The organism is Streptomyces sp. TRM64462, assembly GCF_013362995.1.
Taxonomy (GTDB): Bacteria; Actinomycetota; Actinomycetes; order Streptomycetales; family Streptomycetaceae; genus Streptomyces.
The window spans coordinates 1-25136 of record NZ_JABWDV010000096.1 but is presented as its reverse complement, the minus strand read 5'-3'; the positions used below and the strand labels follow the sequence as shown (position 1 = coordinate 25136).

Below are 25136 nucleotides of genomic sequence, written 5' to 3'. Positions count from 1 at the left end.
GGCAGGGGGTTCGTGTCTGCGGGCCGTCGTGCCGGTGTGGCGGCGGCCGTGGATGGTGCTGGGACGGGAGACGTTCGCCGGGGATCTGCTGGCGCGGCTCGGCGTGGTCAACGTGTACGCGGGGCACGCCGAGCGCTATCCGCGCGTCCCGGTCGACGAGCTGCGCGCCGCCGGGGCCGATCTCGTCGTGCTGCCCGACGAGCCGTACCGGTTCACCGCCGACGACGGGCCCGAGGCGTTCGCCGGGCTGCCCGCCGCCCTGGTCGACGGGCGGCACCTCACGTGGTACGGGCCGTCGCTCGCCGAGGCGCCCGCGGTGCTGAGCCGGGCGCTGCGAGCAGCGTTCCGCTGAGCACGCCCCGTACCGTCCCCCACGCCGCCACCGCCCAGGCCGCCACCAGCACCGCGTACAGCACCACAGCCGCCCCGCTCAGCGTCGCGAGGCCCGTGTGCCGCGCCAGCCCCTCAAGGCCCGTCACACACGTCCCGACCGGGAACGTGAACGCCCACCACGTCATGCCGAACCGCATGCCGCGCCGCCGTGCCCGCGCCACCAGCGCTCCCGCCAGCAGCAGCCACAGCAGCGCGAAGCCCATGACCGGCACCCCGTACAGGGCCGCGAGCCGCCCCGCGTACGGGACTCCGGGCGCGGCGTCCGCGAAGGCGTTCACGGCCGTCGTGGACTGGCCCAGCGGGCCCAGCACCAGCAGCAGCGCCGGCGTCAGCGCCACCGGCGGCGGCCCGGCCGTCAGCAGGCGCCCGAACACCAGCGGCAGCATCAGCAGTACCGCCAGGAGGCTCAGCCCGAACAGCGCGTGGCACAGCACCAGCAGCGTCGCCCGCGCCTGCCCCGCCGGCAGATACGGGACGAGCAGCGGCCCCAGCGCCGCCGCCACCATCGGCGCGACCACCGGCAGCAGCCACACCGGCGACGCGTCGCCGGCGCCGACCCGGTGCCGTACGACCATCAGGTACGGAACGGCCACCGCCGCGGCCAGGCCGGTCACCGTCCCCGCGGTGAACAGCACCGCGTCCAGCGCGACCGCCGCGCCTGTGCCGATCCAGTCGCGCCCCACCAGCAGCGAGCCCCCGCCCACCGACAGCAGCGCCATCGCCAGGCAGCCGTAGAACGGCGCGACCGCCGGGTCCAGCAGATGCGCCCGCGCCTGGTCGCGGTGGTGCGTCCAGTGCAGCGCCCGGGCGGTGAGCAGCCCTGCCAGCAGCACCAGGGACAGCGCCCACAGCGCCGTGCACACCGTCCGCAGGCCCGGCACGTGGACGGGGAGGCCCGCGCCCGCGTTGGCGGCCATCGCGGTGCCCATGACGGCGGCGTACCAGTTGGGGCCGAGGTGCCGGACGGCGGGGAAACGGCGTGCGCGGGGGAGCGGGCGGACGCCTTCGGCGCCGCCGGGCTGGGCGAGTGTCCGTGCCATAACCTCCACCCTCGCCGCCCGGAACCCACCCGACCAGGGACGTTTCCGCTATGGGGCCATAAGCTGGCGTTATGAGCCTGTCGCATCGTGTGCCCGATCTCGGCGCCCTGGAACTCCTCCTGGCCGTGGCCCGGCACGGCAGCCTGGGCAGGGCGGCGCGCGAGGTGGGGATCACCCAGCCCGCCGCGAGCAGCCGTATCCGGTCCATGGAACGGCAGCTCGGTGTCGCCCTCGTCGACCGCTCGCCGCGCGGCTCCCGGCTCACGGACGCGGGCGCCCTCGTCACGGACTGGGCGCGCCGCGTGGTGGAGGCGGCGGAGGCGTTCGACGCGGGCGCCCAGGCGCTGCGGGACCGCCGGGACTCCCGGCTGCGGGTCGCCGCGTCCATGACGATCGCCGAGTACCTGCTGCCGGGGTGGCTGATCGCGCTGCGCGCGGACCGGCCGGACACGGCGGTGTCGCTGCGGGCGGGCAACTCGGCGGCGGTGGCGGCGTCGCTGCTCGCGGGCGAGGCGGACCTCGGGTACGTGGAGGGGCTCGCCGTCCCGGACGGGCTGAACGGGGTCGTGGTCGCCCGCGACCGGCTGGTGGTCGTGGCGGCGCCCTCCCACCGGTGGGCCCGCCGCAGGGCGCCGGTCACGCCCGCCGAGCTGGCGGCGACGCCGCTGGTGCTGCGCGAGTACGGGTCCGGTACGCGCCAGGTGCTGGACTCGGCGCTCGCCGGGTACGGGGGGCTGGCGGCGCCGCTGCTGGAGCTGGCGTCGACGACCGCGGTGAAGGCCGCGGCGGTGAGCGGCGCGGGTCCCGCGGTCCTCAGCGAACTGGCGGTCACCGAGGAACTGTCGTCCCGCCGCCTGGTCGAGGTCCCGGTCCAGGCGGTCGACCTGCGCCGCGACCTGCGCGCCGTCTGGCCCCGGGGCCCGCGCCCCACGGGGCCGGCCCGGGACCTCCTGTCCTTGTCCAGGGCCCGCTGAGGTGGCAGCGCGGCCACCGGTCCGGCCGCCGCGCAGGGGTGCGCCGGGCTGCGAACGCTCAGGCCGCAGGGCCGTTCCGCTGTGCCCACCCGTTCCTCCCCCAAGCACTTCGTGCAGGAGGGACCCCCAAGGCGGAACGCATGCCCACAGCGGAACGGCGGCTCATCGATCTCCCGCCGCCCGCACCAGGCCCTTCATCACCCGGATGTCGTCGCCCATCTCCGGGTGCCACTGGACGCCCAGCACCCAGCCGTCCGGGAGTTCGACGGCCTCGACCGTGCCGTCCTCGGCGTGGGCGGACGGCACGAGCCCCGCGCCCAGGCGGTCCACGGCCTGGTGGTGGTGCGTCGGCACGTCCGTCGCCTCCGGGACCAGGGAGGCGTAGCGGGTGCCCGGGACCGGCTTGACCGTGTGCCGCCCGAAGTGGCCCACCCGCTCCACATGGCCGTCCACGTGCTGGACGAGCGTGCCCCCGACGGCGACGTTCAGGAGCTGCATGCCCCGGCAGATGCCCAGCACCGGGGTGCCCGCCGCGAGGGCCGCGTCCAGCAGGGCCAGCTCCCAGGCGTCGCGGTCCCGTGCGGGCGGGCCCGTCCTGGGGTCGGGCGCGGCCCCGTACCGTACGGGCTCCACATCCGCGCCGCCCGCGACGACGAGCGCGTCGAGCCGGGCGACGGTCTCCGCCGCCACGGACGGCGCGTCGGGCGGCAGCAGGGCGGCGATGCCGCCCGCCGCCTGGACCAGCCGCGGGTACGCGGCGGGCAGCAGCGCCGCGGGCAGGTCCCAGACACCCCACCGGGCGGGGTCGAGGTAGGTCGTCACGCCGACGAGGGGCTTGGTCATCCGGAGCGGTCCTTTCACGTGCTCACCTGCGGTCGAGCTCGGCCTCGGCCGCCGCCAGCGCCGCGAACTCCTCCTCGGGCGCGCTCGCGACGAGACGGTGCCGACTGTAGAACGCGAAGTACGCGACGGCGACGACGTACACCCCGAGTGCCATGACCGCGGCGTCCTTGTCGACCAGGAACGTCGCCACGAGCGCGGACAGCGCCAGCGCGAAGGCGACCGACGAGGTCACCACCCCGCCGGGCGTGCGGTACGGGCGCTCCAGGTGCGGTTCGCGGCGCCGCAGCACGATGTGGGAGAGCGCCATCATGGCGTACGAGATGGTCGCGCCGAACACCGCGATGTTCAGCATCCGCGCCCCGTCCCCGGTCCCTGCGGCCAGCGCGAAGCCGATCGCGCCCGGGATCAGCAGCCCGAGGTACGGGGACTTGCGGCGGCTCGTCAGCGACAGGAACCGGGGCAGGTAACCGGCCCTGGACAGGGCGAAGAGCTGGCGCGAGCCCGCGTAGATCAGCGAGAAGAACGACGCCACCAGGCCGGCCAGGCCCGCGTAGTTCACAAACCGGCTCAGCGCGGTCGGCCCGCCGTCCCCCTCCAGCGCCACGACCAGCGGATTGCCCGCGTCCTGGATGGCCGTGGCGCCCCGCACCCCGGTCGCCGCGAAGAACGTCACCACGGCGAGCAGCACCAGCACGCCCATCGACAGGGACATCGCCCTGGGCATCGACCTGACCGGGTCCTTGGCCTCCTCGGCTGCGAGCGGCACGCCCTCCACGCCGAGGAAGAACCACATCCCGAACGGGAACGCCGCCCAGATGCCGAGCAGCCCGTACGGCAGCCAGGAGCTCGCGCCGAAGGCGGTCGTGTCCACCGGGATGTCGTCGAGGCCGTCCGCCCTGAACTCGGTGAACGCCCCCACCGCGAAGATCAGCAGCGCCGCCACCGCGATGGCCGTCACGATCAGGCTGAAGCGCAGGGCCTCGCCGACGCCCCACAGGTGGATGCCGATGAAGACGGCGAAGCAGGCCAGGTACACCGGCCAGCCCGACTCCAGGCCGAACAGGCCCAGGGACTCGACGTAGTCGCCGATGAAGATGGAGATGGCGGCCGGGGCGAGGATGTACTCGATGAGGATGGCCGTGCCGGTGAGGAACCCGCCCCAGGTGCCGAGCGCCCGGCGCGCGAAGCCGTAGCCGCCGCCCGCCGCGGGCAGGATCGCGGACAGCTCGGCGAGCGCGAAGACGAGGCACGCGTACATCGCGCCCATGAGGACCATCGCGATGGCCAGCCCGCCGAAGCCGCCCTCCGCGAGGCCGATGTTCCAGCCGGAGTAGTCGCCCGAGACGACGTACCCGACGCCGAGTCCGGTGAGCAGCAGCCAGCCGGCGCTGCCCTGCCGCAGTGCGCGGCGCTTCAGATAGTCGTCGGTCGGAGCGGCACCAGTCCCCGTGGGTACTGTGGTGCCCTTGGTCTCTTCCAGCGTCATGGCAGCGTCAGCTCTCCGCTCGGGTCCAGCCCAATGGAATGGAGCCATACCTTTGCGGTGGTCGCACGGGCAGCGCAAGCCCCGTGCGTTACGTTCGGGTTACGCCAGGAACCCGCGCAGCAGTGCCGCCGTCCCCGCGCAGTGCTCACGCGCCACCTCGCGCGCGCCGTCCGCGTCGCCCTCCAGGACCGCCTCCACCAGCGCGTCGTGCTGGTGCTGCGCGTGCTCCAGGTTCCGTACGAGCAGCGGTATGCAGTCCAGCAGGTCGTTCACCGTGGCCCGCACGGCCGCGTACTGCGCGGTCAGCGTCGGCGACCCGGACAGCTCGGCGAGGGTCAGGTGCAGCAGCGTGTCCTGGCGCCGGTAGTCGTCCAGCGGCGCGTCGTGCGTGGCCCGCAGCGCCGTACGCAGCCGCTCGGCGTCCGCGCCCGCCAGCCCCCGCCCCGCGCACAGCCCGGCCGCGCCGGCCTCCAGCACCTCGCGGAACCGCAGCGCGTCCTCCAGGTCCACGGCCGCGATCCGGCGCCGCAGCTCGGCCTCGCCGTACTCGCGGTCCCGGCGCAGCACGAACGTTCCGCCGTACCGCCCGCGCCGGCTCTCCAGCAGCCCCTGCTCCTGCAGCACCTTGAGCACCTCGCGCAGCGTGACCCGGCTGATCCCCATCCGCTCGGCCAGCTCGCGCTCCGCCGGCAGCCGCTCCCCGGCGGGCACCAGGCCGAGCCGCACCACCTGGAGGATCTGCTCCAGAGCCTCCTCGAACCCGTTCCCCGCCCGCACCGGCCGCAGCACGGGCGTCAACCGGTCGGACGCCTGCCTCACCATCTGGCCGTCTCCTCTTCCCAATCAATGGTCCTCACGCATACCTTATGGCTTCCGGCTGATCCAAGGAGGACCCACCCCGTGGCAGACCGCACACCCCCGCTGTCCGTCGAGGAGCTCCGCGCCCTCGTCGCGAGCGGCGAGATCGACACCGTCGTCCTGGCCTTCCCCGACATGCAGGGCCGCCTCCAGGGCAAGCGGTTCGCCGCGCCCTTCTTCCTCGACGAGGTGCTGGAGCACGGCACCGAGGGCTGCAACTACCTGCTCGCCGTCGACACCGACATGAACACCGTCGACGGCTACGCCATGTCCTCCTGGTCCACCGGCTACGGCGACTTCGCCCTCCGGCCCGACCCGGCGACGCTGCACCGCGTCCCCTGGCACCCCGGCACGGCCATGCTCATCGCCGACCTCGCCTGGCACGACGGCGCCCCCGTCGTCGCCGCGCCCCGCCAGATCCTCCGCCGCCAGCTGGAGCGGCTCGCCGAGCACGGCTACACCGCGCACGTCGGCACCGAGCTGGAGTTCATCGTCTTCAAGGACACCTACGAGCAGGCCTGGGACGCCGGCTACCAGGGCCTCACGCCCGCCAACCAGTACAACGTCGACTACTCGATCCTCGGCACCGGCCGCGTCGAACCCCTCCTGCGCCGCATCCGCAACGACATGGCGGGCGCCGGCCTGACCGTCGAGTCCGCCAAGGGCGAGTGCAACCCCGGCCAGCACGAGATCGCCTTCCGCTACGACGAGGCCCTCACCACCTGCGACCACCACTCCGTCTACAAGACGGGCGCCAAGGAGATCGCCGCCCAGGAGGGCGTCTCGCTCACCTTCATGGCGAAGTACAACGAGCGCGAGGGCAACTCCTGCCACATCCACCTCTCCCTCCAGGACGCCGACGGCCGCAACGTCATGGCCGGCGACGGCCCGGCGGGCAGCGTGGCCGCCATGTCGCCCGTCATGCGCCACTTCCTCGCCGGGCAACTGGCCGCGCTCCGCGACTTCTCCCTTCTCTACGCCCCGAACATCAACTCGTACAAGCGTTTCCAGCCCGGCTCCTTCGCCCCCACCGCCGTCGCCTGGGGTCACGACAACCGGACCTGCGCCCTCCGGATCGTCGGCCACGGCCGGTCCACCCGCTTCGAGAACCGCCTCCCCGGCGGCGACGTCAACCCGTACCTCGCCGTCGCCGGGCTGGTCGCCGCCGGCCTGTACGGCATCGAGCAGCAGCTCGAACTCCCCGAGCCGTGCACCGGCAACGCCTACTCCGGCGACTACGAACACGTCCCCACCACCCTCCGCGAGGCCGCCGAGCTGTGGGAGAACAGCGCCCTCGCGAAAGCCGCCTTCGGCGACGAGGTCGTCGCGCACTACGCCAACATGGCGCGTGTCGAACTCGCCGCCTTCGACGCCGCCGTGACCGACTGGGAGCTGCGCCGCTCCTTCGAACGCATGTGAGGCCTGAAGTTGACCGCCGAGACCGCCGAGACCGCCGAGACCGCCGAGACCGCCGAGACCACCGAGCTCCACGTCCTGAGCCCCGCCACCGAAGAGGTCGTCGCCACCGTCCCGGCCGCGTCCGCCGCCGACGTGGACACCGCCGTCACCCGGGCCGCCCGTGCCCAGCGCGCCTGGGCCGCCGCCGCCCCCGCCGACCGCGCCCGCCTGCTGCGGCGCTTCGCCGCCGTCGTCGACGACCACCTGGAGGAGCTGGCCCTCCTGGAGGTCCGCGAGGCCGGCCACACCGTCGGCAACGCCCGCTGGGAGACCGGCAACGTCCGCGACCTCCTCGACTACGCCGCCGGGGGAGTGGAACGGCTGACCGGCCGGCAGATCCCCGTACCCGGCGGCATCGACGTGACGATCCTCGAACCCCTCGGCGTGGTGGGCGTCATCGCGCCCTGGAACTTCCCCATGCCGATCGCCGCCTGGGGCACCGCCCCGGCCCTCGCGGCGGGGAACGCCGTGCTCCTCAAGCCCGCCGAGACCACCCCGCTCACCGCCCTCCGCCTCGCCGAGCTCGCCCTGGAGGCGGGCCTGCCCGAGCACCTCTTCCAGGTGCTCCCGGGCGAAGGCCCGGTGGCCGGGACCGCCCTCGTCGAACACCCCGGCGTCGCGAAGATCGTCTTCACCGGGTCCACCCGCGTCGGCAAGGGCATCATGGCCCGCTGCGCCGACCGCGTGAAGCGCGTCACGCTCGAACTCGGCGGCAAGAGCCCCAACATCGTCTTCGCGGACGCCGACATCGAGGCCGCCGCCCTCGCCGCCCCCATGGCGTTCCTCGACAACGCCGGCCAGGACTGCTGCGCCCGCACCCGCATCCTCGTCCAGCGCGGCGCGTACGACCGGTTCATGGAGATCCTCGCCCCCGCCGTCGAGAAGGTCGTCGTCGGCGACCCGGCCGACGAGCGGACCCAGATGGGCCCGCTCATCTCCCGCGCCCAGCTCGACCGCGTACGGTCCTACGTCCCCGACGGCGCCGACGCCGTCCGCGGCAGCGCACCGGAAGGCCCCGGCTTCTGGTACCCGCCGACCGTCCTCACCGGCCTCGCACCCGACGCGCCCGCCGCCACCGAGGAGATCTTCGGCCCCGTCGCCGCCGTGCTCCCCTTCGACGACGAGGCCGACGCCGTACGCCTCGCCAACGCCACCGACTACGGCCTGTCCGGCTCCATCTGGACCCGCGACGTCGGCCGCGCCCTGCGCGTCTCGCAGGCGGTCCAGGCCGGCAACCTGTCCGTCAACTCCCACTCCAGCGTCCGCTACTGGACCCCGTTCGGCGGCTACAAGCAGTCCGGCATCGGCCGCGAACTGGGCCCGGACGCCCTCGCCGCTTTCACCGAGACCAAGAACGTCTTCATCAGCACGGAGGCCTGAACCACCATGACCGAGAACGACATCATCTGCCGCCGCCTCGTCGGCCGCACCGCCGTCATCACCGGCGCCGGCAGCGGCATCGGCCTCGCCGCCGCCCGCCGCCTCGCCGCCGAAGGCGCGCACGTCGTGTGCGGCGACATCGACGAGAAGGCCGGCAAGGCGGCCGCCGACGAGGTCGGGGGCCTCTTCGTACGGGTCGACGTCACCGACCCCGAGCAGGTCGAGGCGCTGTTCAAGACCGCGTACGACACCTACGGCAGCGTCGACGTCGCCTTCAACAACGCCGGCATCTCGCCGCCCGACGACGACTCCATCCTGGAGACCGGCCTGGAGGCGTGGAAGCGCGTCCAGGACGTCAACCTCACGTCCGTCTACCTGTGCTGCAAGGCCGCCATCCCGTACATGCGCCGCCAGGGCAGGGGCTCCATCATCAACACGGCGTCCTTCGTGGCGATCATGGGCGCGGCCACCAGCCAGATCTCGTACACCGCGTCCAAGGGCGGCGTCCTCGCCATGTCCCGTGAGCTGGGCGTGCAGTTCGCGCGCGAGGGCATCCGCGTCAACGCCCTGTGCCCGGGCCCCGTCAACACGCCGCTGCTGCGCGAGCTGTTCGCCAAGGACCCGGAGCGGGCGGCGCGCCGCCTCGTGCACATCCCGGTCGGCCGGTTCGCGGAGGCCGAGGAGATCGCGGCGGCCGTGGCGTTCCTCGCGAGCGACGACTCGTCGTTCGTCAACGCGACGGACTTCCTCGTGGACGGCGGCATCTCGGGCGCGTACGTCACCCCGCTGTGAACCCCCGCCACGGGGACCTGGATACGCTGACTGCATGAGCATGACGACACCGCCGGGCTGGTACCCCGACCCCTCCGCTCCCACCGTCGAACGGTGGTGGGACGGCACCACGTGGACCGCGCACACCCGCCCGGCGGCCGGCGGCGGGCCGCACCCGCAGCAGCAGCCGGTGGCCGTCGTCGTGCCCCCGAACCGCAATCGGCGGGCCGTCCAGATCGCCGTCGCGGCAGCCGCCGTGGCGGCGGTCGTGGTCGCCGCCGTACTCGTGTTCCGCCCCGGCGGCGACGAGCCGCCCCCGGACGCGAAGCAGCCCCCGGCGTCCGCCGCGACCGGGGCCGCGCCGACGGAACCCGCGGAGCCCGCCGAACCGTCGGAGACCGCCTCCGCGTCCCCGTCCGAGGACCCGTCCGTCCTGGTCGACCAGCTCAACGGCATCACGCTGCCCGTCCCCGAGGGCTGGGAGAAGCCCCAGTACGGCGTCTACGACGGCGCCACCATGACCACCACCGAATCCGTCCGCTGCCCCGGCGGCAGCGGCTACTGCCGCCACGGCCAGGTCAGCTCCCGTACGCTCGCGTCCACGGCGACCACGCCCGAGGCCATGGCCAAGGAGGACATCGCCAAGGCGGCCGACGAGTTCTTCGGCGACGGCAAGATCCGCAGCAAGCCGTACGGCGGCATGAGCTCCCACAAGGAGGTCGCGGCCCGCCCGGCCGTCGTCGCCGGCCGCACCGGCTACCTGGTCCGCTGGCAGGTCACCACGGTCAAGGGCGCGGGCGGTCACGTCCAGTCGCTGGTGTTCCCGTCGCCCGGCGGCACCGGGACACCGGTCGTCGTACGGTTCGCGTTCGACGGCGGCCCGGAGGGTCCTTCGCTGTCGCTCATGGACGAGATCGCCAAGGGCATCCGCCCCATCGGCAGCGCGACGAGCGGCGGCGTGGGCAGCAGCATCGCGCCGGGCGGCAACTGACGGGGCCCCAGGGGGGCTCGGGGGCTCGGGGGCTCGGGGGCCCGGGGCTCAGAGAAAGGTGAGCCCTTCACCCCGGTACGTGGGCACGACGGCCGTCACGCGGTCGCCCTCGACCAGATGGAGCCGGTCGAACCGCTCGCACAACTCGCCCGCCTTCGCGTGCCGGAACCACACCTTGTCGCCGATCAGCAGATCGTCGGCGGCCGCACCCAGCAGCGGGGTCTGCACCTCGCCCGGACCCTCCTGCGGGTGGTAGCGCAGCCCCTCCGGCAGATACGGGACGGGCAGCCGGTCCTTGCCCGCCGCACCCGACGCGGGGTAGCCGCCGCCGAGCACGGTGACGACACCCACGCCGGGACGGCGCACGACGGGCTGCGCGAACAGCGCGGCGGGCCGCCCGCTGAAGGAGGAGAAGTTGTCGAAGAGCCGCGGCACATAGAGCCCGGACCCGGCGGCGACCTCGGTCACGGCGTCCTCGGCCACGGTGAACTGCACGCTGCCCGTACCGCCCCCGTTCACGAACTCCAGGTCCGGCGCCACCGCCCGCACCGCCGCCACCACCGCCGCGCGGCGCTCCGCCAGTTCCCGCCGCGCCACGGCCTGCATCAGCCGTACGGCACGCGACTGGAGCGGCCGCCCGGCGACCGCGTCACCGACCCCGGCGACATGCCCCTCGTACGCCATGAGCCCCACCAGCCGGAACCCGGGCCGACGCGCCACCGACCGGGCCAGCTCGGCGAGTTGGGCGGGCTCGCGCAGCGGCGAGCGCCGCGCCCCGATCCGTACGCGGCCGCCGAGCAGGTGCAGCGACGTGTCCAGCTCCAGGCAGACCCGTACCTCTTCGCGTCCGCCGTCCCGGGCGGCGTCGATCAGCGCGAGCTGCGCGGGGTCGTCCACCATGACGGTGACGGCGCGCGCCGCCTTGGCGTCCCCGGCCAGCTCGGCGAACCCGGCCCGGTCGGCGGACGGATACGCCAGCAGGACGTCGTCGAACCCGGCCCGCGCCAGCCACAGCGACTCGTCCAGCGTGAACGACATGACCCCCGCGAAGCCCGGCCGGGCGAGCACCCGTTCCAGCAGCGCGCGGCAGCGCACCGATTTGCTCGCGACCCGTATCGGCTTGCCGCCGGCCCGCCGTACGAGATCGTCGGCGTTCGCGTCGAAGGCGTCCAGGTCCACGATCGCGAGTGGGGCGTCGAGAGCGGCGGTGGCCCGGTCGTACCGGGCGTGGTCAGCGGCACGGGGAGTCATGGCCAGAGCGTGCCAGAAGCGACTACCGGGCGGTAGGGGGCGTGGAGGGGGACGTTCCGGTCAGAACCGCCCCGACCTGCGGGCTCGTTCCCGACGCGCCGTCCACAGCCTTTAGAGTGACGCCTACACGCTGGCGAACGGGCCTGCCCCGACGGCGTACAGGTACGACGACGATGGGGGGCGGATGAGCACCGACGCACGGCGCCCGCAGCCGCCCGGCCTGCCCCCCGAGCCGGACGTGGAACGCACCACCCGCCTCCGCCCCGCCTCCGTAACCCCTGCGAACGGCACCGCCCCGGCGGCGACAGCATCGGCGGCGGCACCCGCGACGACCACCGACGGCACGGTCCAGACCCCGCCGCATGCGAACGCCCCCGCGCCGACGGTCCCACGCCGGATTCCGCCCCGGCCCGAACACCGTCCCACCGCCTCGGAGGCGGCCCGTCCCGCCAACCCCTCGGACACGGACCGCCGCCCCTCGAACCCCGGCGCCCCGGCCGCACCCGGGACACGCGGCCCCGCTGCCCCGCCTGCCGGCCACGTTCCGGCGCAGCCGGAGCCCTCGGCACCCACCGCCCCGGCTGGCCCGTCCGGTACGGCAGCGGGTGCCACGCCCCGCACCGCCTCGGCGGACACGCTGCAGGCGGCGGCCTCGAACCGCCTCGCAGGCCCCGCGCGGCCCACCGGCGCAGGTCCGGTCCCGCCCGAGGGGCACCGCGCGTCCGGCGAGTCCGCCCCGTCCCGCGCGTCCGGCGAGTCCGCCCCGTCCCGCACCACCGCGGCCCCCGGTGAGCCCGCCGCAGCGCGCCAGGGCGGCGTACCCGGGCCCCGGAGCGCCCCGGGGCAGCCCTCGGCGCCCGTGGGTGCCGTGGGTCCGGAGGGCCCTGGCGCACGCGCCGCGCAGCCCGCCGCCGGGGGCCGCGGGGTGCCCGCCGCGCCGTGGGGCGAGCCCGGCCGAGCCGTACCCCCGCAGCCGTACGCGCATCAGGGGTTCGGGGCCTGGGCGCCGCCCGAGGCGCCTGCCGAGACCACCACGCGGCTGCGGCCGATCCGGGAGCGGCGCACCGGCCGTACCGTCGCCGCCGTCACCAGCCTGGTCCTCGGGCTCGGGCTCATCGGCGGGGCGGCCGCCGGGGCCTGGCTCCTCCGCGACTCCGGCGACCAGCCGGCCCGAACCGCCTACACCGAGGCCGCCACCCTGTGGCACAGCACCCCGGTGGACACCCTGTTCCCGCGCACCCTCAAGGGCGACGGCGCCGGCCCCGGCGGAGCCGACCGCACCTGGACGCGTGTCGCCGTCGCCCCCGACGCGCCCTGCGCCAGCGCCCTCCATCCCGGCCTGGCCCAGATCCTGGACCCGGCCGGCTGCCTGCGCGTGCTGCGCGCCACGTACACCGACGCGACCGCCACCAGCGTCACCACCGTCGGCCTCGTCTTCATGGACAGCGACGCCCCCGGCATGACCGCTCTGCACACCCGCTTCACCGACGGCGGCCTCGACAGGCGCCCGGACCTCATACCCCCGGCGCTCCCCGCCCCCGGCACCGTCGCCGCGGGATTCGGCAACCCGCAGCGCGCGAGCTGGCACATCGACGTCCTCACCGAAGTGCCCGTCGTCGTCTTCGCCGTCTCGGGCTTCGCCGACGGCCGCTCCGTCACCACCCCCCAGCCCGCTCAGGAGGCCATGGTCAAGGGCCAGACCACGGCCCCCGCCCAAGCCGGCCTCGGCCACGACGCCCGCGGCGTCGCCGACCGCATAGAGCACGGCCTCCGCGAGGCCGTCACCGCGGCCGTCGACCCGGAGAAGGCCCAGGCCGAAAAGGGGGCCACCGCACCGTGAAGCACACCTCCGCTACCACCCGCACCGCAGGTACCCCCCACATCGGCCGCGCCCCCCACATCGGCCGCGCCCCCCGCACCTCCCGCACCGCCCGTGCCCTCCTCGCCGCCCTGACCGCCACCGTCTTCGCCGTACTGCCCGCCACCCCCGCCCAGGCCGACGCCATCCGCGCCCGGCAGTGGGGCATCGAGGCCCTCAACACCGACAAGGCCTGGCAGACCACCAGGGGCGAAGGCATCACCGTCGCCGTCCTCGACACCGGCGTCGACGACACCCACCCCGACCTCGCCGGCAACGTCCTCGCCGGCAAGGACTTCATCGGCTTCGGAGCCGAGCGCGGCGACCGCGCCTGGGCCCGCCACGGCACCGCCATGGCCGGCATCATCGCGGGCCACGGACACGGCCCCGGCGGCGGCGACGGCGTACTCGGCGTCGCACCCGAAGCCAAGATCCTCCCCGTACGGGTCATCCTCGAAGGCGGCGACAAGGCCCGCACCCGCGCCCGCCACACCCGCGGCAGCGCCCTCGCCCAGGGCATCCGCTGGGCCGCCGACCAGGGCGCCGACGTGATCAACCTCTCACTCGGCGACGACAGCGAGTCCGCGCACCCCGAGGCCGCCGAGGACGCCGCCGTCCAGTACGCCCTGTCCAAGGGCGCCGTCGTCGTCGCCTCCGCCGGCAACGGCGGCGAGAAGGGCGACCGGGCCTCGTACCCGGCCGCCTACCCCGGCGTCATCGCCGTCACCGCCGTCGACCGCTACGGCACCCACGCCTCCTTCTCCACGAGCCGCTGGTACGCCACCGTCAGCGCCCCCGGCGTCGACGTCGTCATCGCCGACCCGGACCGCAAGTACTACGAGGGCTGGGGCACCAGCGCCGCCTCCGCGTTCGTCTCCGGCGCCGTCGCCCTGGTCCGCGCCGCCCACCCCGGCCTCACGCCCGCGCAGATCAAGAAGCTCATCGCGGACACGGCCCGCGACGGCCCCGAGGGCGGCCGCGACGACGACAAGGGCTACGGAACCGTCGACCCGGCCGCCGCCATCGAGGCCGGCGGGAAGCTCCGGCCCGCCGACCCGAAGGCCGCCACCGCCGGCTACAGCGGCCCCTACTTCGGCCCCGGCCCGCAGCCCGCACCCGAGGAGGAGGAGCCCGCCGACCTCGTCGCCCCGGTCACCGGCGGCGTCGGCGCGGTCCTGCTCGCCGTATCCGTCGTCCTGTGGCGCGGCGGCCGCCGTACGGAGTGAGGCCCCGTACGGCATGGGCGCCCCGTACGGGGGAGGCCGCCGTACGGCCGGACGTACCGCCCCGGTTAGGCTCGGCACGTGGCGCTCAAGAACATCCCGGACCCCGGCTTCTCCGATGACGACGGCTCCTGCGACCCCCGGCTCTCCGCGGCCCTCGCGGCCTGGGCCGAGGACCGCACAGCGGAACCCCAGGTCCTGGAGGCGCTGAAGGACGCCCGGCTCCTCGTCCCCGTCGTCGCCGTACTGGGCGAGGTCGAGGAGGACATCGAGGGGGGCCGCGAAGCGTCGAATAAGGGCGGTGGTGGGAGACGGGTGGGCGGGCTGCGCCGCGAGAAGACCAGCGACATGGCCGTCCCCACGCTCACGGCGGGCGACCGCCGCGCCCTCCCCGCGTTCACGTCCACCGACTCGCTCGCCCGCTGGGACCCGGCCGCCCGGCCCGTCGCCGTACCCCTGCACCAGGCCCTCCAGGCGGTCGCCCATGAGAAGGCCGACACGCTGGTCCTGGACATGGCGGGCCCCGTCCCGTACGCGCTGACCGGCCGCGCCCTCCTGGCCGTCGCCGAGGGCCGCACCAGCACCCACCCGCTCGACGACCCGGCCGTCACGGACGCCGTCCGGGCCCTGGCCGCCGCCGAACCGGCCGTGCGCCGCGCGTACCTGGGCCGCGGCGGCGAAGCCGACGGCACCCTCGCCCTGGTCCTGTCCCCGGACGCCCCGCCCGCCGAGGCGGCCCGCCGCGTCGCCCAGGCCCTGGCGGCCGACGACACACTGAGGGCCCGCCTGGTGCGCGGCCTCGACCTGGCACTCCTGCCGGCCGACGCCACCCCACCGGGCGAGCCCTTCTACGTACGGAACTGACGACCCGACCCGGACCCGTACGGGTCTCGGCTGCGGGTCTCAGCCGAACACCGGCCCCGTGTACTTCTCGCCCGGCCCCTGGCCCGGCTCGTCCGGGACGATCGACGCCTCGCGGAACGCCAGCTGCAGCGACTTCAGGCCGTCCCGCAGCGGCGCCGCGTGGAACGAGCTGATCTCCGTCGCGCCCGCGTCGAGCAGACCCGCCAGCGCGTGGACCAGCTTCCGCGCCTCGTCGAGGTCCTTGTACTTGTCGCCCTCCTCGGTCAGCCCGAGCTTCACGGCCGCGGCGCTCATCAGGTTGACGGCGACCGTGACGATCACCTCGACCGCCGGGACCTCCGCGATGTCGCGGGTCAGAGCGGAGAAGTCGGGGCTGTCAGGGCTGTCGGGGGCGTCGGAGGCCTCGGGGGCGGGCCGGCTGGGCGTGGCGTCACTCATGCCCCACACGATATGCGCAGCCCCCCGCCGCCCCGCGCGCCGGGCGCCGCCCGCCCGGTTGGGCGCACCCCCGGACTGCTGGTAGCCTGGTGTGACGACCGGCCGGAACCGTATGAGCTCCGGCCCACAAGTGGAGGCTCCGCTCTCCCACCTGGCCGTCCTCCGGGACGGCGGGTCACCGGTCAGGCGGCGCCCATCGTTCCGTACGGACGATGGACCCGCCCGAAGAAAGCGCCCCGCGGCATGCCGTGTCGGTGCTCCGGTAGTACGAGGAGCCCCGCCTGTGTCCCGTCCGGGGCATTTTTCATGCGCCGGCGCGGTTGGTCTCACTAAACAGACGTTACGCGTCCGTCCGCCAGGCGGTCGCGTGGTGCTACCGAGGAGGATCCATCAGCGCCGAGCCCCGCATCAACGACCGGATTCGCGTTCCCGAGGTGCGACTTGTCGGTCCCAGCGGCGAGCAGGTCGGAATCGTTCCGCTCGCCAAGGCCCTGGAGCTTGCCCAGGAGTACGACCTCGACCTGGTCGAGGTCGCGGCGAACGCCCGTCCGCCCGTGTGCAAGCTCATGGACTACGGCAAGTTCAAGTACGAGTCGGCCATGAAGGCCCGTGAGGCGCGCAAGAACCAGGCGCACACGGTCATCAAGGAGATGAAGCTCCGGCCGAAGATCGACCCGCACGACTACGACACCAAAAAGGGTCACGTCGTCCGGTTCCTCAAGCAGGGCGACAAGGTCAAGATCACGATCATGTTCCGTGGTCGCGAGCAGTCCCGGCCGGAGCTCGGCTACCGGCTCCTGCAGCGGCTCGCGGAGGACGTCCAGGACCTCGGGTTCATCGAGTCGAACCCGAAGCAGGACGGCCGCAACATGATCATGGTTCTCGGTCCGCACAAGAAGAAGACCGAGGCCATGGCCGAGGCCCGCGAGGCGCAGGCCGCCCGCAAGGCGGAGCGCCAGGGCCAGCCCGCCCAGGCGGACCCGTCCGCCCAGTAGCCAGCAAGGCCGTGTCCCGGGCGACCGCCCAGGACGCGAAACGATCCATCTGACGCTCCCACGCGCCGGTCCCCGGACCGGCTGGGAGCGCCACTGACGAGGAGAGAACGGCGCGATGCCGAAGAACAAGACGCACAGCGGTGCCAAGAAGCGCTTCAAGATCACCGGCTCCGGCAAGGTGCTCCGTGAGCGCGCCGGCAAGCGCCACCTGCTCGAGCACAAGTCGTCCAAGCTGACGCGCCGCCTCACTGGCAACGCCGAGATGGCCCCGGGTGACAGCGCCAAGATCAAGAAGATGCTGGGCATCTGAGCGATCGATCGGATCTGATCCGAGCCCCCGGCCCTCGCACCCGATGACGAGACGGCCGGAAGCCCGACCACCGGGACCCAATCGTTCCCGGGCCGTGTGACGTCCCCCACGGCCCCGCTACAAGGAGTTAACAAGTGGCACGCGTCAAGCGCGCAGTCAACGCTCACAAGAAGCGCCGTGCGATCCTCGAGCAGGCCAGCGGCTACCGCGGTCAGCGCTCCCGCCTGTACCGCAAGGCCAAGGAGCAGGTCACCCACTCGCTGGTCTACAACTACAACGACCGCAAGAAGCGCAAGGGTGACTTCCGCCAGCTGTGGATCCAGCGCATCAACGCCGCTGCCCGCGCCAACGGCATCACGTACAACCGCTTCATCCAGGGTCTGAAGGCCGCGAACATCGAGGTCGACCGCAAGATCCTGGCCGAGCTCGCGGTCAACGACGCCAACGCGTTCGCCGCCCTGGTCGAGGTCGCCCAGAAGGCCCTCCCGAGCGACGTCAACGCCCCGAAGGCCGCCGCCTGATCGTCCAGGCCGCCGTTCTTCCGACCGGACCCGCAGGCCCCGCGCCTGCGGGTCCGGCGCGTTGTCCCCGCACCGCCACCGCGCCCGCCACCGCGCCCCGCGACCGCCAGCGTCACCGCGCCGCGCCCCGCGTCCGCCGGCGCGCCGCGCCGACCCCCGCGTACGTACGAGGAAAAGAGCCGCCGAGCACCATGGGCACCCCCGAGCTGATCTCCCCGCGTTCCCCGCGCGTCGCCGCCGCCAGGCGGCTCGCCAAGCGCAACTTCCGGGGCAAGGAGCGCCGCTTCATCGCGGAGGGCCCGCAGGCCGTCCGGGAGGCCGTCGCCCACCGCGGCCCGGACGGCGAGCCGACGCTGCTCGAACTCTTCACCACCACCGAGGCCGCCGCCCGGTACACCGACATCGTCGACGCGGCCCGCGCCGCCGGGGCCCGCGTCCACCTCGCCTCGGACGCCGTCATCGCCGAGCTCTCCCAGACCGTCACACCGCAGGGCCTCGTCGGCGTGTGCCGCTTCCTCGACTCGCCGTTCGACGACATCCTGGCCGCCCGGCCCAAGCTGGTCGCCGTACTCGCCCACGTACGGGACCCCGGCAACGCCGGGACCGTGCTGCGCTGCGCCGACGCCGCCGGGGCCGACGCCGTCGTCCTCACGGACGCCTCCGTCGACCTGTACAACCCGAAGTCGGTACGCGCCTCCGTCGGCTCCCTGTTCCACCTGCCCGTCGCCGTCGGCGTCCCCGTCCAGCAGGCCGTCGCCGGACTCAAGGACGCCGGGGTGCGGGTGCTCGCCGCCGACGGGGCGGGCGACGACGACCTGGACGCGGAGCTCGACGCCGGCACCATGGGCGGCCCCACCGCGTGGATCTTCGGCAACGAGGCGTGGGGCCTGCCAGAGGAGACCCGCGCCCTCGCCGACGCCGTCGTCCGCGTCCCCATCCACGGCAAGGCCGAGAGCCTGAACCTCGCGACCGCCGCCGCCGTATGCCTCTACGCGTCCGCGCGTGCGCAGCGTGCTGCGGGAGGGTGCCGCTCCGTCGCCATCGGCTAGTAGGGTGACGGGCTCGGGGGCCCGTCGCGCAACACTGAGGGGTGGGGTACGGGGATGACGCTCGGTACGGGCAGGCACGCGGAGCACCAGGGCGGTTTAGCCGCCCCGACGGCTCACCACCGGGTGCCCGACTGCGACCCCGACGACCTGCCCGACGGGCTGGTGGTCGCCGACGCGGACGGCCGGGTCGTGTGCTTCAACGCCCAGGCCTCCCGCATCACCGGCGTACCACATGCGCGGGCACTCGGACGGCCCCTCGACGAGGCGCTGCCCCTGGAGGACCTCAAGGGCCGCCGCTGGTGGCCGCTCACCGACCCGTACGGCGGCCTCGCCACCCGCACGGGCCAGCCCGAACGCAACCTGCTGCTGCCCGGAGGCCACGAGGTCCTCGTCGCCGCCCGGTACGTGCGCGAGCGGCCACTCGGCCCCATCCGGCGCGTCGTGGTCACCCTGCGCGGCACGGAGGCCCGGCGCCGCACCGAACGCAGTCACGCCGAACTGATCGCCACCGTCGCGCACGAGCTGCGCTCCCCGCTGACCTCCGTGAAGGGCTTCACCAAGACCCTCCTCGACAAGTGGGACCGGTTCACCGACGAGCAGAAGCGGCTCATCCTGGAGACCGTCGACGCCGACGCCAACCGCGTCACACGGCTGATCACGGAGCTGCTCGACATCTCCCGGATCGACTCCGGACGGCTGGAGGTGCGCCGCCAGCCCGTCGACCTCGCCGCCGCCGTCGGCCGGCACATCCAGGCCCACACGGCCCGCGGCCAGTCCCCGGACCGCTTCTTCGTACGCGTCCGCCGCCCGCTGCCCGATCTGTGGGCCGACCCCGACAAGATCGACCAGGTCCTCGGCAACCTCCTGGAAAACGCGGTGCGCCACGGCGAGGGAACCGTCACCATCGACGTGGCACCCAGCGGCCCGGACGACGACGAGAAAGGAACGGCGGTCACCGTGAGCGACGAAGGCCCCGGCATCCCCGAGGAGTCGATGGGCCGCGTCTTCACCCGCTTCTGGCGGGGGAGCACCCGTGGCGGCACGGGCCTCGGCCTGTACATCGTCAAGGGCATCGTCGAGGCGCACGGCGGCACCATCACCGTCGGCCGCAGCCCGTCCGGCGGCGCGGAATTCCGGTTTACCCTGCCGGTGGCGGCACCGGCGTACCTCACCCAGGGCTTCTGAAGCACCGTCCACACTTCGGGACGATCCCGCGCCGGGACCCACGGGCTCATCCGCGTCCGCAGTACCCCGTTAGACTCGTCCTTTGGCACCTTTGCGTCCTCGGTCGTCGAGCGGGGGCCCCAGCCAGCCCATTCGGAAGCACGGGAAGAGATGTCGGCACCCAACAAGTCGTACGACCCAGTCGAGGTCGAGGCACTGAAACCGCAAGAGATCGAGCGCATGCGGGACGAGGCGCTCGCCGCCTTCGCGGCCGCGGGCGACCTCGACGAGCTCGCCCATGCCAAGGTCGCGCACACGGGCGGCACCTCGCCGCTCGCGCTCGCCAACCGCGAGATCGGCGCCCTGCCCCCGCACGCCAAGGCGGAGGCCGGCAAGCGCGTCGGCCAGGCCCGTGGCGCCGTGGCCAAGGCGCTGGCCGCCCGGCAGGCGGAGCTGGAGGCCGAGCGCGACGCCCGTGTGCTGGTCGAGGAGGCGGTGGACGTCACCCTCCCCTACGACCGCACCCCGCCCGGCGCCCGGCACCCGCTCACCACCCTCATGGAGCGCGTCACCGACGTCTTCGTCTCCATGGGCTACGAGGTCGCCGAGGGCCCCGAGGTCGAGGCGGAGTGGTTCAACTTCGACGCCCTGAACTTCGTCCCCGACCACCCGGCCCGCCAGATGCAGGACACCTTCTTCGTCCAGGGCCCCGAAGGCGTCCAGGGCGACGCATCCGGCATCGTGCTGCGCACCCACACCTCCCCGGTGCAGGCGCGCACGCTCGTCGACCGCGAGCCGCCCGTGTACGTCGTGTGCCCGGGCCGCGTCTACCGCACCGACGAGCTCGACGCCACGCACACCCCGGTCTTCCACCAGATCGAGCTGCTCGCCGTCGACGAGGGCCTCACCATGGCCGACCTCAAGGGCACCCTCGACCACATGGTCCAGGCGCTCTTCGGGCCGGACATGAAGACCCGGCTCCGCCCGAACTTCTTCCCCTTCACCGAGCCGTCCGCCGAGATGGACATGCTCTGCTACGTCTGCCGCGGCGAGTCCGTCGGCAACCCGGACCGGCCCTGCCGCACCTGCGGCAGCGAGGGCTGGATCGAGCTCGGCGGCTGCGGCATGGTCAACCCCAAGGTGCTCATCGCCTGCGGCGTCGACCCGGAGAAGTACAGCGGATTCGCGTTCGGCTTCGGCATCGAGCGGATGCTGATGTTCCGCCACAGCGTCGAGGACATGCGAGACATGGTCGAGGGTGACGTCCGCTTCACCCGGCCGTTCGGAATGGAGATCTGATGCGGGTCCCGCTTTCGTGGCTGCGGGAGTACGTCGACCTGCCGGCGACGGAGACTGGCCGTGACGTACAGGCCAAACTGATTTCGGCGGGCCTGGAGGTCGAGACCGTCGAGCAGCTCGGCGCCGGCCTCACCGGCCCCCTCGTGGTGGGCAGGGTCCTCACCATCGAGGAGCTCACCGAGTTCAAGAAGCCGATCCGCTTCTGCACCGTCGACGTCGGCCAGGCCAACGGCACCGGCGAGCCCCAGGAGATCATCTGCGGCGCCCGGAACTTCGCCGAGGGCGACAAGGTCGTCGTGGCCCTGCCCGGCGCCGTGCTGCCCGGCGACTTCCGGATCGCCGAGCGCAAGACGTACGGCCGGGTCTCCCGCGGCATGATCTGCTCCGGCGACGAGCTCGGCATGGGCGACGACGGTACGCACGGCATCATCGTGCTGCCGCCCGAGCACGAGGTCGGCACGGACGCCACCGCGCTGCTGGAGCTGTACGACGAGGTCCTCGACATCGCCGTCACGCCCGACCGCGGCTACTGCCTGTCGATGCGCGGCGTCGCCCGCGAGACCGCCATCGCGTACGGGCTGCCGCTGCGCGACCCGGCGCTCCTCGACGTGCCCGCGCCCAACTCGTACGGCTACCCGGTCCAGGTCTCCGACCCGATCGGCTGCTCCCGCTTCACCGCGCGCACCGTCGTCGGCCTCGACCCGGAGGCCCGCTCCCCGATCTGGCTGCGCCGCCGCCTCCAGAAGGCCGGCATGCGCCCGATCTCCCTCGCCGTCGACGTCACGAACTACGTGATGCTCGAACTCGGCCAGCCGCTGCACGCCTACGACCGCGGCCGGCTCGACGGCGCGATCGGGGTGCGCCGCGCCGAGCCCGGCGAGAAGATCACCACCCTCGACGGCACCGTCCGCGTCCTCGACCCGGCCGACCTCGTCATCACCGACAACCGCGGCCCCATCGGCATCGCGGGCGTCATGGGCGGCGCCAACACCGAGATCGCCGACGCGGTGACGGACCCCGAGACCGGCCAGGTCCAGGGCAGCACCGAGGTGGTCATCGAGGCCGCGCACTTCGACGCCATCTCCATCGCCCGCACCGCGCGCCGCCACAAGCTGTCCTCCGAGGCGTCCAAGCGGTTCGAGCGGGGCGTCGACCCGCAGGCCGCGGCCGCCGCCGCGCAGCGCACCGTGGACCTGCTGGTCCTCCTCGCGGGCGGCACCGCCGAGGCCGGCGTCACGGAGATCATCGCGCCGAGCGCCCCGCGCACGGTCGCGATGCACGCCGACCACCCCGACCGGGTCGCCGGCGTCCACTACGGCCGCGAGACCGTCGTCCGCCGCCTCCAGCAGGTCGGCTGCGACGTGTACGGGCAGGACGAGCTCGTCGTCACCGTCCCGTCCTGGCGCCCCGACCTCAACGAGCCCAACGACCTCGCCGAAGAGGTCATCCGCCTGGAGGGCTACGAGAACCTGCCCTCCACGCTCCCCAAGCCCCCGGCGGGCCGCGGGCTCACCGAGCGGCAGCGCACCCACCGCCGCGTGGGCCGCGCCCTGGCCGGCGCCGGCTACGTCGAGGCGCTGAACTACCCGTTCATCAGCGAGCAGATCTTCGACCAGCTCGACATCCCGGCCGACGACGAGTGCCGCAAGGTCGTCACGCTCGTCAACCCGCTCTCCGACGAGGAGCCCGCACTGCGCACCGCGCTGCTGCCCGGCCTCCTCGGCGCGCTGCGCCGCAACGACGGCCGCGGCAGCCACGACCTGGCCCTCTTCGAGACCGGCCTGGTCTTCCGCGCCCCCGCCGAGCCGGGCGTCGCGGTACGGCTGACCGTCGACCGCCGCCCGACCGACGCCGAGCTCGCGGGCGTCAACGCGGTGCTGCCGCACCAGCCGCGGCACGTCGCCGTGGTACTCGCCGGGGCCCGCGAGCAGGCCGGCTGGTGGGGCGAGGGCCGCCCGGCCGGCTGGGCCGACGCGGTCGAGGCCGCCCGGACCGTCGCCCGCGAGGCCGGTACGGAGCTGATCATCCGCCAGGGCCAGTACGGGCCCTGGCACCCGGGCCGCTGCGCCCACCTTGCCGTCGTCGTCGACGGCGCCGAGCAGACCGTCGGCTTCGCCGGCGAGCTGCACCCGCGCGTCGTCAAGGCGCTCGGCCTGCCCGCCCGTACGTGCGCGATGGAGCTGAACCTCGACCTCGTCGAGCAGGCGTCCGCCGGTCTCGTGCGCGCCCCGCGGATCTCCACCTTCCCGGTGGCCACGCAGGACGTCGCCCTGGTCGTCGACCAGGACGTGCCGGCCGCCGACGTGGAGCGCGTGCTCCGCGAGGGCGCGGGTGAACTCCTCGAGTCCATCCGGCTGTTCGACACGTTCACCGGCGAGCAGATCGGCGAGGGCAAGAAGTCCCTGGCGTACGCGCTGCGGTTCCGCGCCGCCGACCGCACGCTGACCGTCGAGGAGGCCTCGGCCGCCCGTGACGCCGCGGTGGCCCTGGCCGCCGAGCGGACCGGCGCGGTGCTGCGCGGCGCCTGACGTCCGTCGGCGAGCCTGCTCGCGAGCCCTGCGGAGGGGCGTGCCCGGAACCACCGGGTGCGCCCCTCCGCGCGTTTCCCCCTCCCGTTCTGGGTGTCTTCGCGCGGTTACTCACTCATTCGAGTGAGAAGTCTGGTGGACGTTCCCGGCCTGCCGGGACGATCGGCAGAATCGTCCCGACCGCGACAAGGGGCCTGAAGAAGGGCGGTCCGCATGATCCGAGGGAGACCGGCGAGGCCCCGGGCGCCCCGCGTCGCCCCGCCCACCCGGCGCGGCCCGCTCACCCGGCTCATGCCCCTCGCACTGCCGACGCTGTGGGGCGCCGTCGCCGTCACCTGGAAGCTGACCTGCCCGCTGGCCCAACAGGAGGGCGTGGCCGCCCGGATCGCCACCAGCGCCGTCTTCTTCGCCGTCGGCACCGGCCTGGTCGTCGGCGCCTGCCGGAGCCTGCGCCGCGAACTGCGCCAGGTCGAAGCCGTCGCCCAGGCCGCGCAGCAGGTGCTGCTCCGGCCGCTGCCCGCGTGCCTGGAGGGCCTGTCCCTCGCCGCGACGCAGCTCTCCGCTGTGCGCGGCGCCGCCGTCGGCGGCGACCTGTACGAGGCGGTGGCCACGCCGTACGGCGTGCGCGTGATCATCGGAGACGTACGGGGACACGGGCTGGCCTCGTTCGGCGCGGTCGCCGCCGTCCTCGGCAGCTTCCGCGAGGCCGCGTACGAGGAACCGGGCCTCGGCGGCCTGCTGCGGCGGCTCGACCGGGCCCTCCAGCGGTACGTGGGGGAGCGGGCGCGCGACGAGGGCGCGCACGGGACCGGGGGGAGCCCGTCGGCGGAGGAGTTCGTCACCGTCCTGCTGCTCGACATCCGCCGCAACGGCGACATCCTGGCGCTCAACTGCGGCCACCCGTGGCCCTATCGGCTCGGGCACGGCGCCGAACCGCTCGCCGTGGGCGATCCGCTGCCGCCGCTCGGCGCGTTCCCGCTGCCCGACACGCTGCCCGTACGGCGGTGCGCGCGGCTGCTGCCGGGCGAGGCGCTGTTCCTGCACACCGACGGCGCGGACGAGGCACGGGACGCCGCGGGGCGGTTCTTCCCGCTGGAGGACGTCCTGGCCGAACTCGCCCGCGCGGGCGCGCTCCAGCCGCAGCCGCCGGCCGCGGTCGTCGAGCGGGTCCGCGCGGCCCTGCTGGCGCACACGGGCGGGCGCCTCGCCGACGACGTGGCCCTCGTCGTCGTACGCAACGACCTGGCGCGCACGCCGTGCGCCCGCGTCCCGGCGCAGTCCGCCGACTCCGGTCTGCGCCGTTCGCGGCCCGCACCCTCCTCTCGATAGCGGCTGGACCGGAGGGTACGGGGCCGGTGCGGCCGACCGCCGTGGCGCGGCTAGGGAGTGTCCGGCGGATCATGCCGGCATCGCGGGACCTTCGCCTTGTGCTGTTGGTGAGC

The 25136-nt window shown here is 74.1% G+C and carries 23 protein-coding genes; 17 read left to right on the top strand and 6 right to left on the bottom strand.

Going from position 1 to position 25136, the window contains the following annotated elements; genetic code table 11:
* Positions 1 to 352, top strand: a 352-nt coding sequence (locus HTZ82_RS04765; protein ID WP_217623671.1) for a helical backbone metal receptor, incomplete at its 5' end; no start/stop codon positions are given.
* Here HTZ82_RS04765 and HTZ82_RS04760 read toward each other — a convergent pair.
* Positions 279 to 1433, bottom strand: coding sequence for a TDT family transporter (locus HTZ82_RS04760; RefSeq protein ID WP_175408001.1), 1155 nt, complete (start codon positions 1431 to 1433; stop codon positions 279 to 281). The two genes, HTZ82_RS04765 and HTZ82_RS04760, sit on opposite strands and share 74 nt — an antisense overlap.
* A 71-nt stretch (positions 1434 to 1504) precedes the next feature.
* Between HTZ82_RS04760 and HTZ82_RS04755 the strand changes: the two genes are divergently transcribed.
* Positions 1505 to 2407, top strand: a complete 903-nt coding sequence (locus HTZ82_RS04755; RefSeq protein ID WP_175408000.1) for a LysR family transcriptional regulator — start codon at positions 1505 to 1507, stop codon at positions 2405 to 2407.
* Positions 2408 to 2569: 162 nt separating this feature from the next.
* Here HTZ82_RS04755 and HTZ82_RS04750 read toward each other — a convergent pair whose 3' ends face one another.
* The 3 genes from HTZ82_RS04750 to HTZ82_RS04740 all read right to left on the bottom strand — a co-directional run bounded on the left by HTZ82_RS04750 (position 2570) and on the right by HTZ82_RS04740 (position 5558).
* Positions 2570 to 3250 carry a gamma-glutamyl-gamma-aminobutyrate hydrolase family protein gene (locus HTZ82_RS04750; RefSeq protein ID WP_175407999.1) on the bottom strand — a complete coding sequence of 227 codons (681 nt, stop codon included), beginning with the start codon at positions 3248 to 3250 and terminating at the stop codon, positions 2570 to 2572.
* Positions 3251 to 3272: 22 nt separating this feature from the next.
* The gene (gene eat, locus HTZ82_RS04745) at positions 3273 to 4736 is read right to left on the bottom strand and encodes an ethanolamine permease (protein ID WP_175407998.1); all 1464 of its coding nucleotides are present in this window, start codon (positions 4734 to 4736) and stop codon (positions 3273 to 3275) included.
* 99 nt (positions 4737 to 4835) lie between these two features.
* The gene (locus tag HTZ82_RS04740) at positions 4836 to 5558 is read right to left on the bottom strand and encodes a FadR/GntR family transcriptional regulator (protein ID WP_175407997.1); all 723 of its coding nucleotides are present in this window, start codon (positions 5556 to 5558) and stop codon (positions 4836 to 4838) included.
* A gap of 78 nt (positions 5559 to 5636) precedes the next feature.
* Here HTZ82_RS04740 and HTZ82_RS04735 point away from each other — a divergent pair, with 78 nt between their 5' ends.
* From HTZ82_RS04735 to HTZ82_RS04720, 4 genes are read left to right on the top strand one after another with little or no spacing between them, the layout of a single operon-like run.
* Positions 5637 to 7013 carry a glutamine synthetase family protein gene (locus HTZ82_RS04735; RefSeq protein ID WP_175407996.1) on the top strand — a complete coding sequence of 459 codons (1377 nt, stop codon included), beginning with the start codon at positions 5637 to 5639 and terminating at the stop codon, positions 7011 to 7013.
* A 9-nt stretch (positions 7014 to 7022) separates the two neighbouring features.
* The gene (locus tag HTZ82_RS04730) at positions 7023 to 8432 is read left to right on the top strand and encodes an aldehyde dehydrogenase family protein (RefSeq protein ID WP_175407995.1); all 1410 of its coding nucleotides are present in this window, start codon (positions 7023 to 7025) and stop codon (positions 8430 to 8432) included.
* A 6-nt stretch (positions 8433 to 8438) separates the two neighbouring features.
* Positions 8439 to 9224 carry a 3-oxoacyl-ACP reductase gene (locus HTZ82_RS04725; protein WP_175407994.1) on the top strand — a complete coding sequence of 262 codons (786 nt, stop codon included), beginning with the start codon at positions 8439 to 8441 and terminating at the stop codon, positions 9222 to 9224.
* Between the two features lie 34 nt (positions 9225 to 9258).
* Positions 9259 to 10194 carry a DUF2510 domain-containing protein gene (locus HTZ82_RS04720; protein ID WP_175407993.1) on the top strand — a complete coding sequence of 312 codons (936 nt, stop codon included), beginning with the start codon at positions 9259 to 9261 and terminating at the stop codon, positions 10192 to 10194.
* Between the two features lie 48 nt (positions 10195 to 10242).
* Here HTZ82_RS04720 and HTZ82_RS04715 read toward each other — a convergent pair whose 3' ends face one another.
* Positions 10243 to 11445, bottom strand: a complete 1203-nt coding sequence (locus tag HTZ82_RS04715) for an amino acid deaminase/aldolase (protein ID WP_175407992.1) — start codon at positions 11443 to 11445, stop codon at positions 10243 to 10245.
* Positions 11446 to 11629: 184 nt separating this feature from the next.
* Between HTZ82_RS04715 and HTZ82_RS32860 the strand changes: the two genes are divergently transcribed.
* The 3 genes from HTZ82_RS32860 (at position 11630) to HTZ82_RS04700 (ending at position 15390) form a co-directional block, all read left to right on the top strand.
* Positions 11630 to 13285, top strand: coding sequence for a hypothetical protein (locus HTZ82_RS32860; protein WP_309235307.1), 1656 nt, complete (start codon positions 11630 to 11632; stop codon positions 13283 to 13285).
* 59 nt (positions 13286 to 13344) lie between these two features.
* Positions 13345 to 14529 carry a type VII secretion-associated serine protease mycosin gene (gene mycP / locus HTZ82_RS04705; protein WP_175408002.1) on the top strand — a complete coding sequence of 395 codons (1185 nt, stop codon included), beginning with the start codon at positions 13345 to 13347 and terminating at the stop codon, positions 14527 to 14529.
* 78 nt (positions 14530 to 14607) lie between these two features.
* Positions 14608 to 15390, top strand: coding sequence for an SseB family protein (locus HTZ82_RS04700; RefSeq protein ID WP_175407991.1), 783 nt, complete (start codon positions 14608 to 14610; stop codon positions 15388 to 15390).
* A 39-nt stretch (positions 15391 to 15429) separates the two neighbouring features.
* Here the strand turns inward: HTZ82_RS04700 and HTZ82_RS04695 are convergent, their stop codons facing one another.
* Positions 15430 to 15828 (bottom strand): DUF1844 domain-containing protein, encoded by a 399-nt coding sequence (locus tag HTZ82_RS04695; RefSeq protein WP_175407990.1) that lies wholly within the window; start codon positions 15826 to 15828, stop codon positions 15430 to 15432.
* Between the two features lie 320 nt (positions 15829 to 16148).
* Here HTZ82_RS04695 and infC point away from each other — a divergent pair, with 320 nt between their 5' ends.
* The 8 genes from infC (at position 16149) to HTZ82_RS04655 (ending at position 25023) form a co-directional block, all read left to right on the top strand.
* Positions 16149 to 16823 carry a translation initiation factor IF-3 gene (gene infC, locus HTZ82_RS04690; protein ID WP_175407989.1) on the top strand — a complete coding sequence of 225 codons (675 nt, stop codon included), beginning with the start codon at positions 16149 to 16151 and terminating at the stop codon, positions 16821 to 16823.
* Between the two features lie 115 nt (positions 16824 to 16938).
* Complete coding sequence (rpmI, locus tag HTZ82_RS04685; RefSeq protein ID WP_010476245.1) at positions 16939 to 17133, top strand: 50S ribosomal protein L35; 195 nt, start codon at positions 16939 to 16941, stop codon at positions 17131 to 17133.
* Positions 17134 to 17267: 134 nt separating this feature from the next.
* Positions 17268 to 17654 carry a 50S ribosomal protein L20 gene (gene rplT / locus HTZ82_RS04680; RefSeq protein WP_071267962.1) on the top strand — a complete coding sequence of 129 codons (387 nt, stop codon included), beginning with the start codon at positions 17268 to 17270 and terminating at the stop codon, positions 17652 to 17654.
* A gap of 191 nt (positions 17655 to 17845) precedes the next feature.
* Positions 17846 to 18703: an RNA methyltransferase gene (locus HTZ82_RS04675; RefSeq protein WP_175407988.1), complete on the top strand. Its 858-nt coding sequence runs from the start codon at positions 17846 to 17848 to the stop codon at positions 18701 to 18703.
* 54 nt (positions 18704 to 18757) lie between these two features.
* Positions 18758 to 19888, top strand: a complete 1131-nt coding sequence (locus HTZ82_RS04670) for an ATP-binding protein (protein WP_175407987.1) — start codon at positions 18758 to 18760, stop codon at positions 19886 to 19888.
* 150 nt (positions 19889 to 20038) lie between these two features.
* Positions 20039 to 21166: a phenylalanine--tRNA ligase subunit alpha gene (pheS, locus tag HTZ82_RS04665; RefSeq protein WP_175407986.1), complete on the top strand. Its 1128-nt coding sequence runs from the start codon at positions 20039 to 20041 to the stop codon at positions 21164 to 21166.
* Positions 21166 to 23694, top strand: a complete 2529-nt coding sequence (gene pheT, locus HTZ82_RS04660) for a phenylalanine--tRNA ligase subunit beta (protein ID WP_175407985.1) — start codon at positions 21166 to 21168, stop codon at positions 23692 to 23694. Before pheS ends, pheT begins: the two co-directional genes overlap by 1 nt.
* A gap of 213 nt (positions 23695 to 23907) precedes the next feature.
* On the top strand, positions 23908 to 25023 hold the full coding sequence (locus HTZ82_RS04655) for a PP2C family protein-serine/threonine phosphatase (RefSeq protein WP_175407984.1): 1116 nt from the start codon (positions 23908 to 23910) through the stop codon (positions 25021 to 25023).
* The last annotated feature ends 113 nt before the right edge of the window (positions 25024 to 25136 follow it).

Coding starts and splice junctions, on each gene's coding strand:
- HTZ82_RS04750 (WP_175407999.1), bottom strand. CDS start 3,250: ATGACCAAGCCCCTCGTCGGCGTGACGACCTACCTCGACCCCGCCCGG.
- eat (WP_175407998.1), bottom strand. CDS start 4,736: ATGACGCTGGAAGAGACCAAGGGCACCACAGTACCCACGGGGACTGGT.
- HTZ82_RS04675 (WP_175407988.1), top strand. CDS start 17,846: ATGGGCACCCCCGAGCTGATCTCCCCGCGTTCCCCGCGCGTCGCCGCC.
- HTZ82_RS04725 (WP_175407994.1), top strand. CDS start 8,439: ATGACCGAGAACGACATCATCTGCCGCCGCCTCGTCGGCCGCACCGCC.
- HTZ82_RS04695 (WP_175407990.1), bottom strand. CDS start 15,828: ATGAGTGACGCCACGCCCAGCCGGCCCGCCCCCGAGGCCTCCGACGCC.
- rpmI (WP_010476245.1), top strand. CDS start 16,939: ATGCCGAAGAACAAGACGCACAGCGGTGCCAAGAAGCGCTTCAAGATC.
- pheS (WP_175407986.1), top strand. CDS start 20,039: ATGTCGGCACCCAACAAGTCGTACGACCCAGTCGAGGTCGAGGCACTG.
- HTZ82_RS04670 (WP_175407987.1), top strand. CDS start 18,758: ATGACGCTCGGTACGGGCAGGCACGCGGAGCACCAGGGCGGTTTAGCC.
- HTZ82_RS04740 (WP_175407997.1), bottom strand. CDS start 5,558: ATGGTGAGGCAGGCGTCCGACCGGTTGACGCCCGTGCTGCGGCCGGTG.
- pheT (WP_175407985.1), top strand. CDS start 21,166: ATGCGGGTCCCGCTTTCGTGGCTGCGGGAGTACGTCGACCTGCCGGCG.
- HTZ82_RS04760 (WP_175408001.1), bottom strand. CDS start 1,433: ATGGCACGGACACTCGCCCAGCCCGGCGGCGCCGAAGGCGTCCGCCCG.
- HTZ82_RS32860 (WP_309235307.1), top strand. CDS start 11,630: ATGAGCACCGACGCACGGCGCCCGCAGCCGCCCGGCCTGCCCCCCGAG.
- HTZ82_RS04755 (WP_175408000.1), top strand. CDS start 1,505: ATGAGCCTGTCGCATCGTGTGCCCGATCTCGGCGCCCTGGAACTCCTC.
- HTZ82_RS04715 (WP_175407992.1), bottom strand. CDS start 11,445: ATGACTCCCCGTGCCGCTGACCACGCCCGGTACGACCGGGCCACCGCC.
- HTZ82_RS04720 (WP_175407993.1), top strand. CDS start 9,259: ATGAGCATGACGACACCGCCGGGCTGGTACCCCGACCCCTCCGCTCCC.
- HTZ82_RS04655 (WP_175407984.1), top strand. CDS start 23,908: ATGATCCGAGGGAGACCGGCGAGGCCCCGGGCGCCCCGCGTCGCCCCG.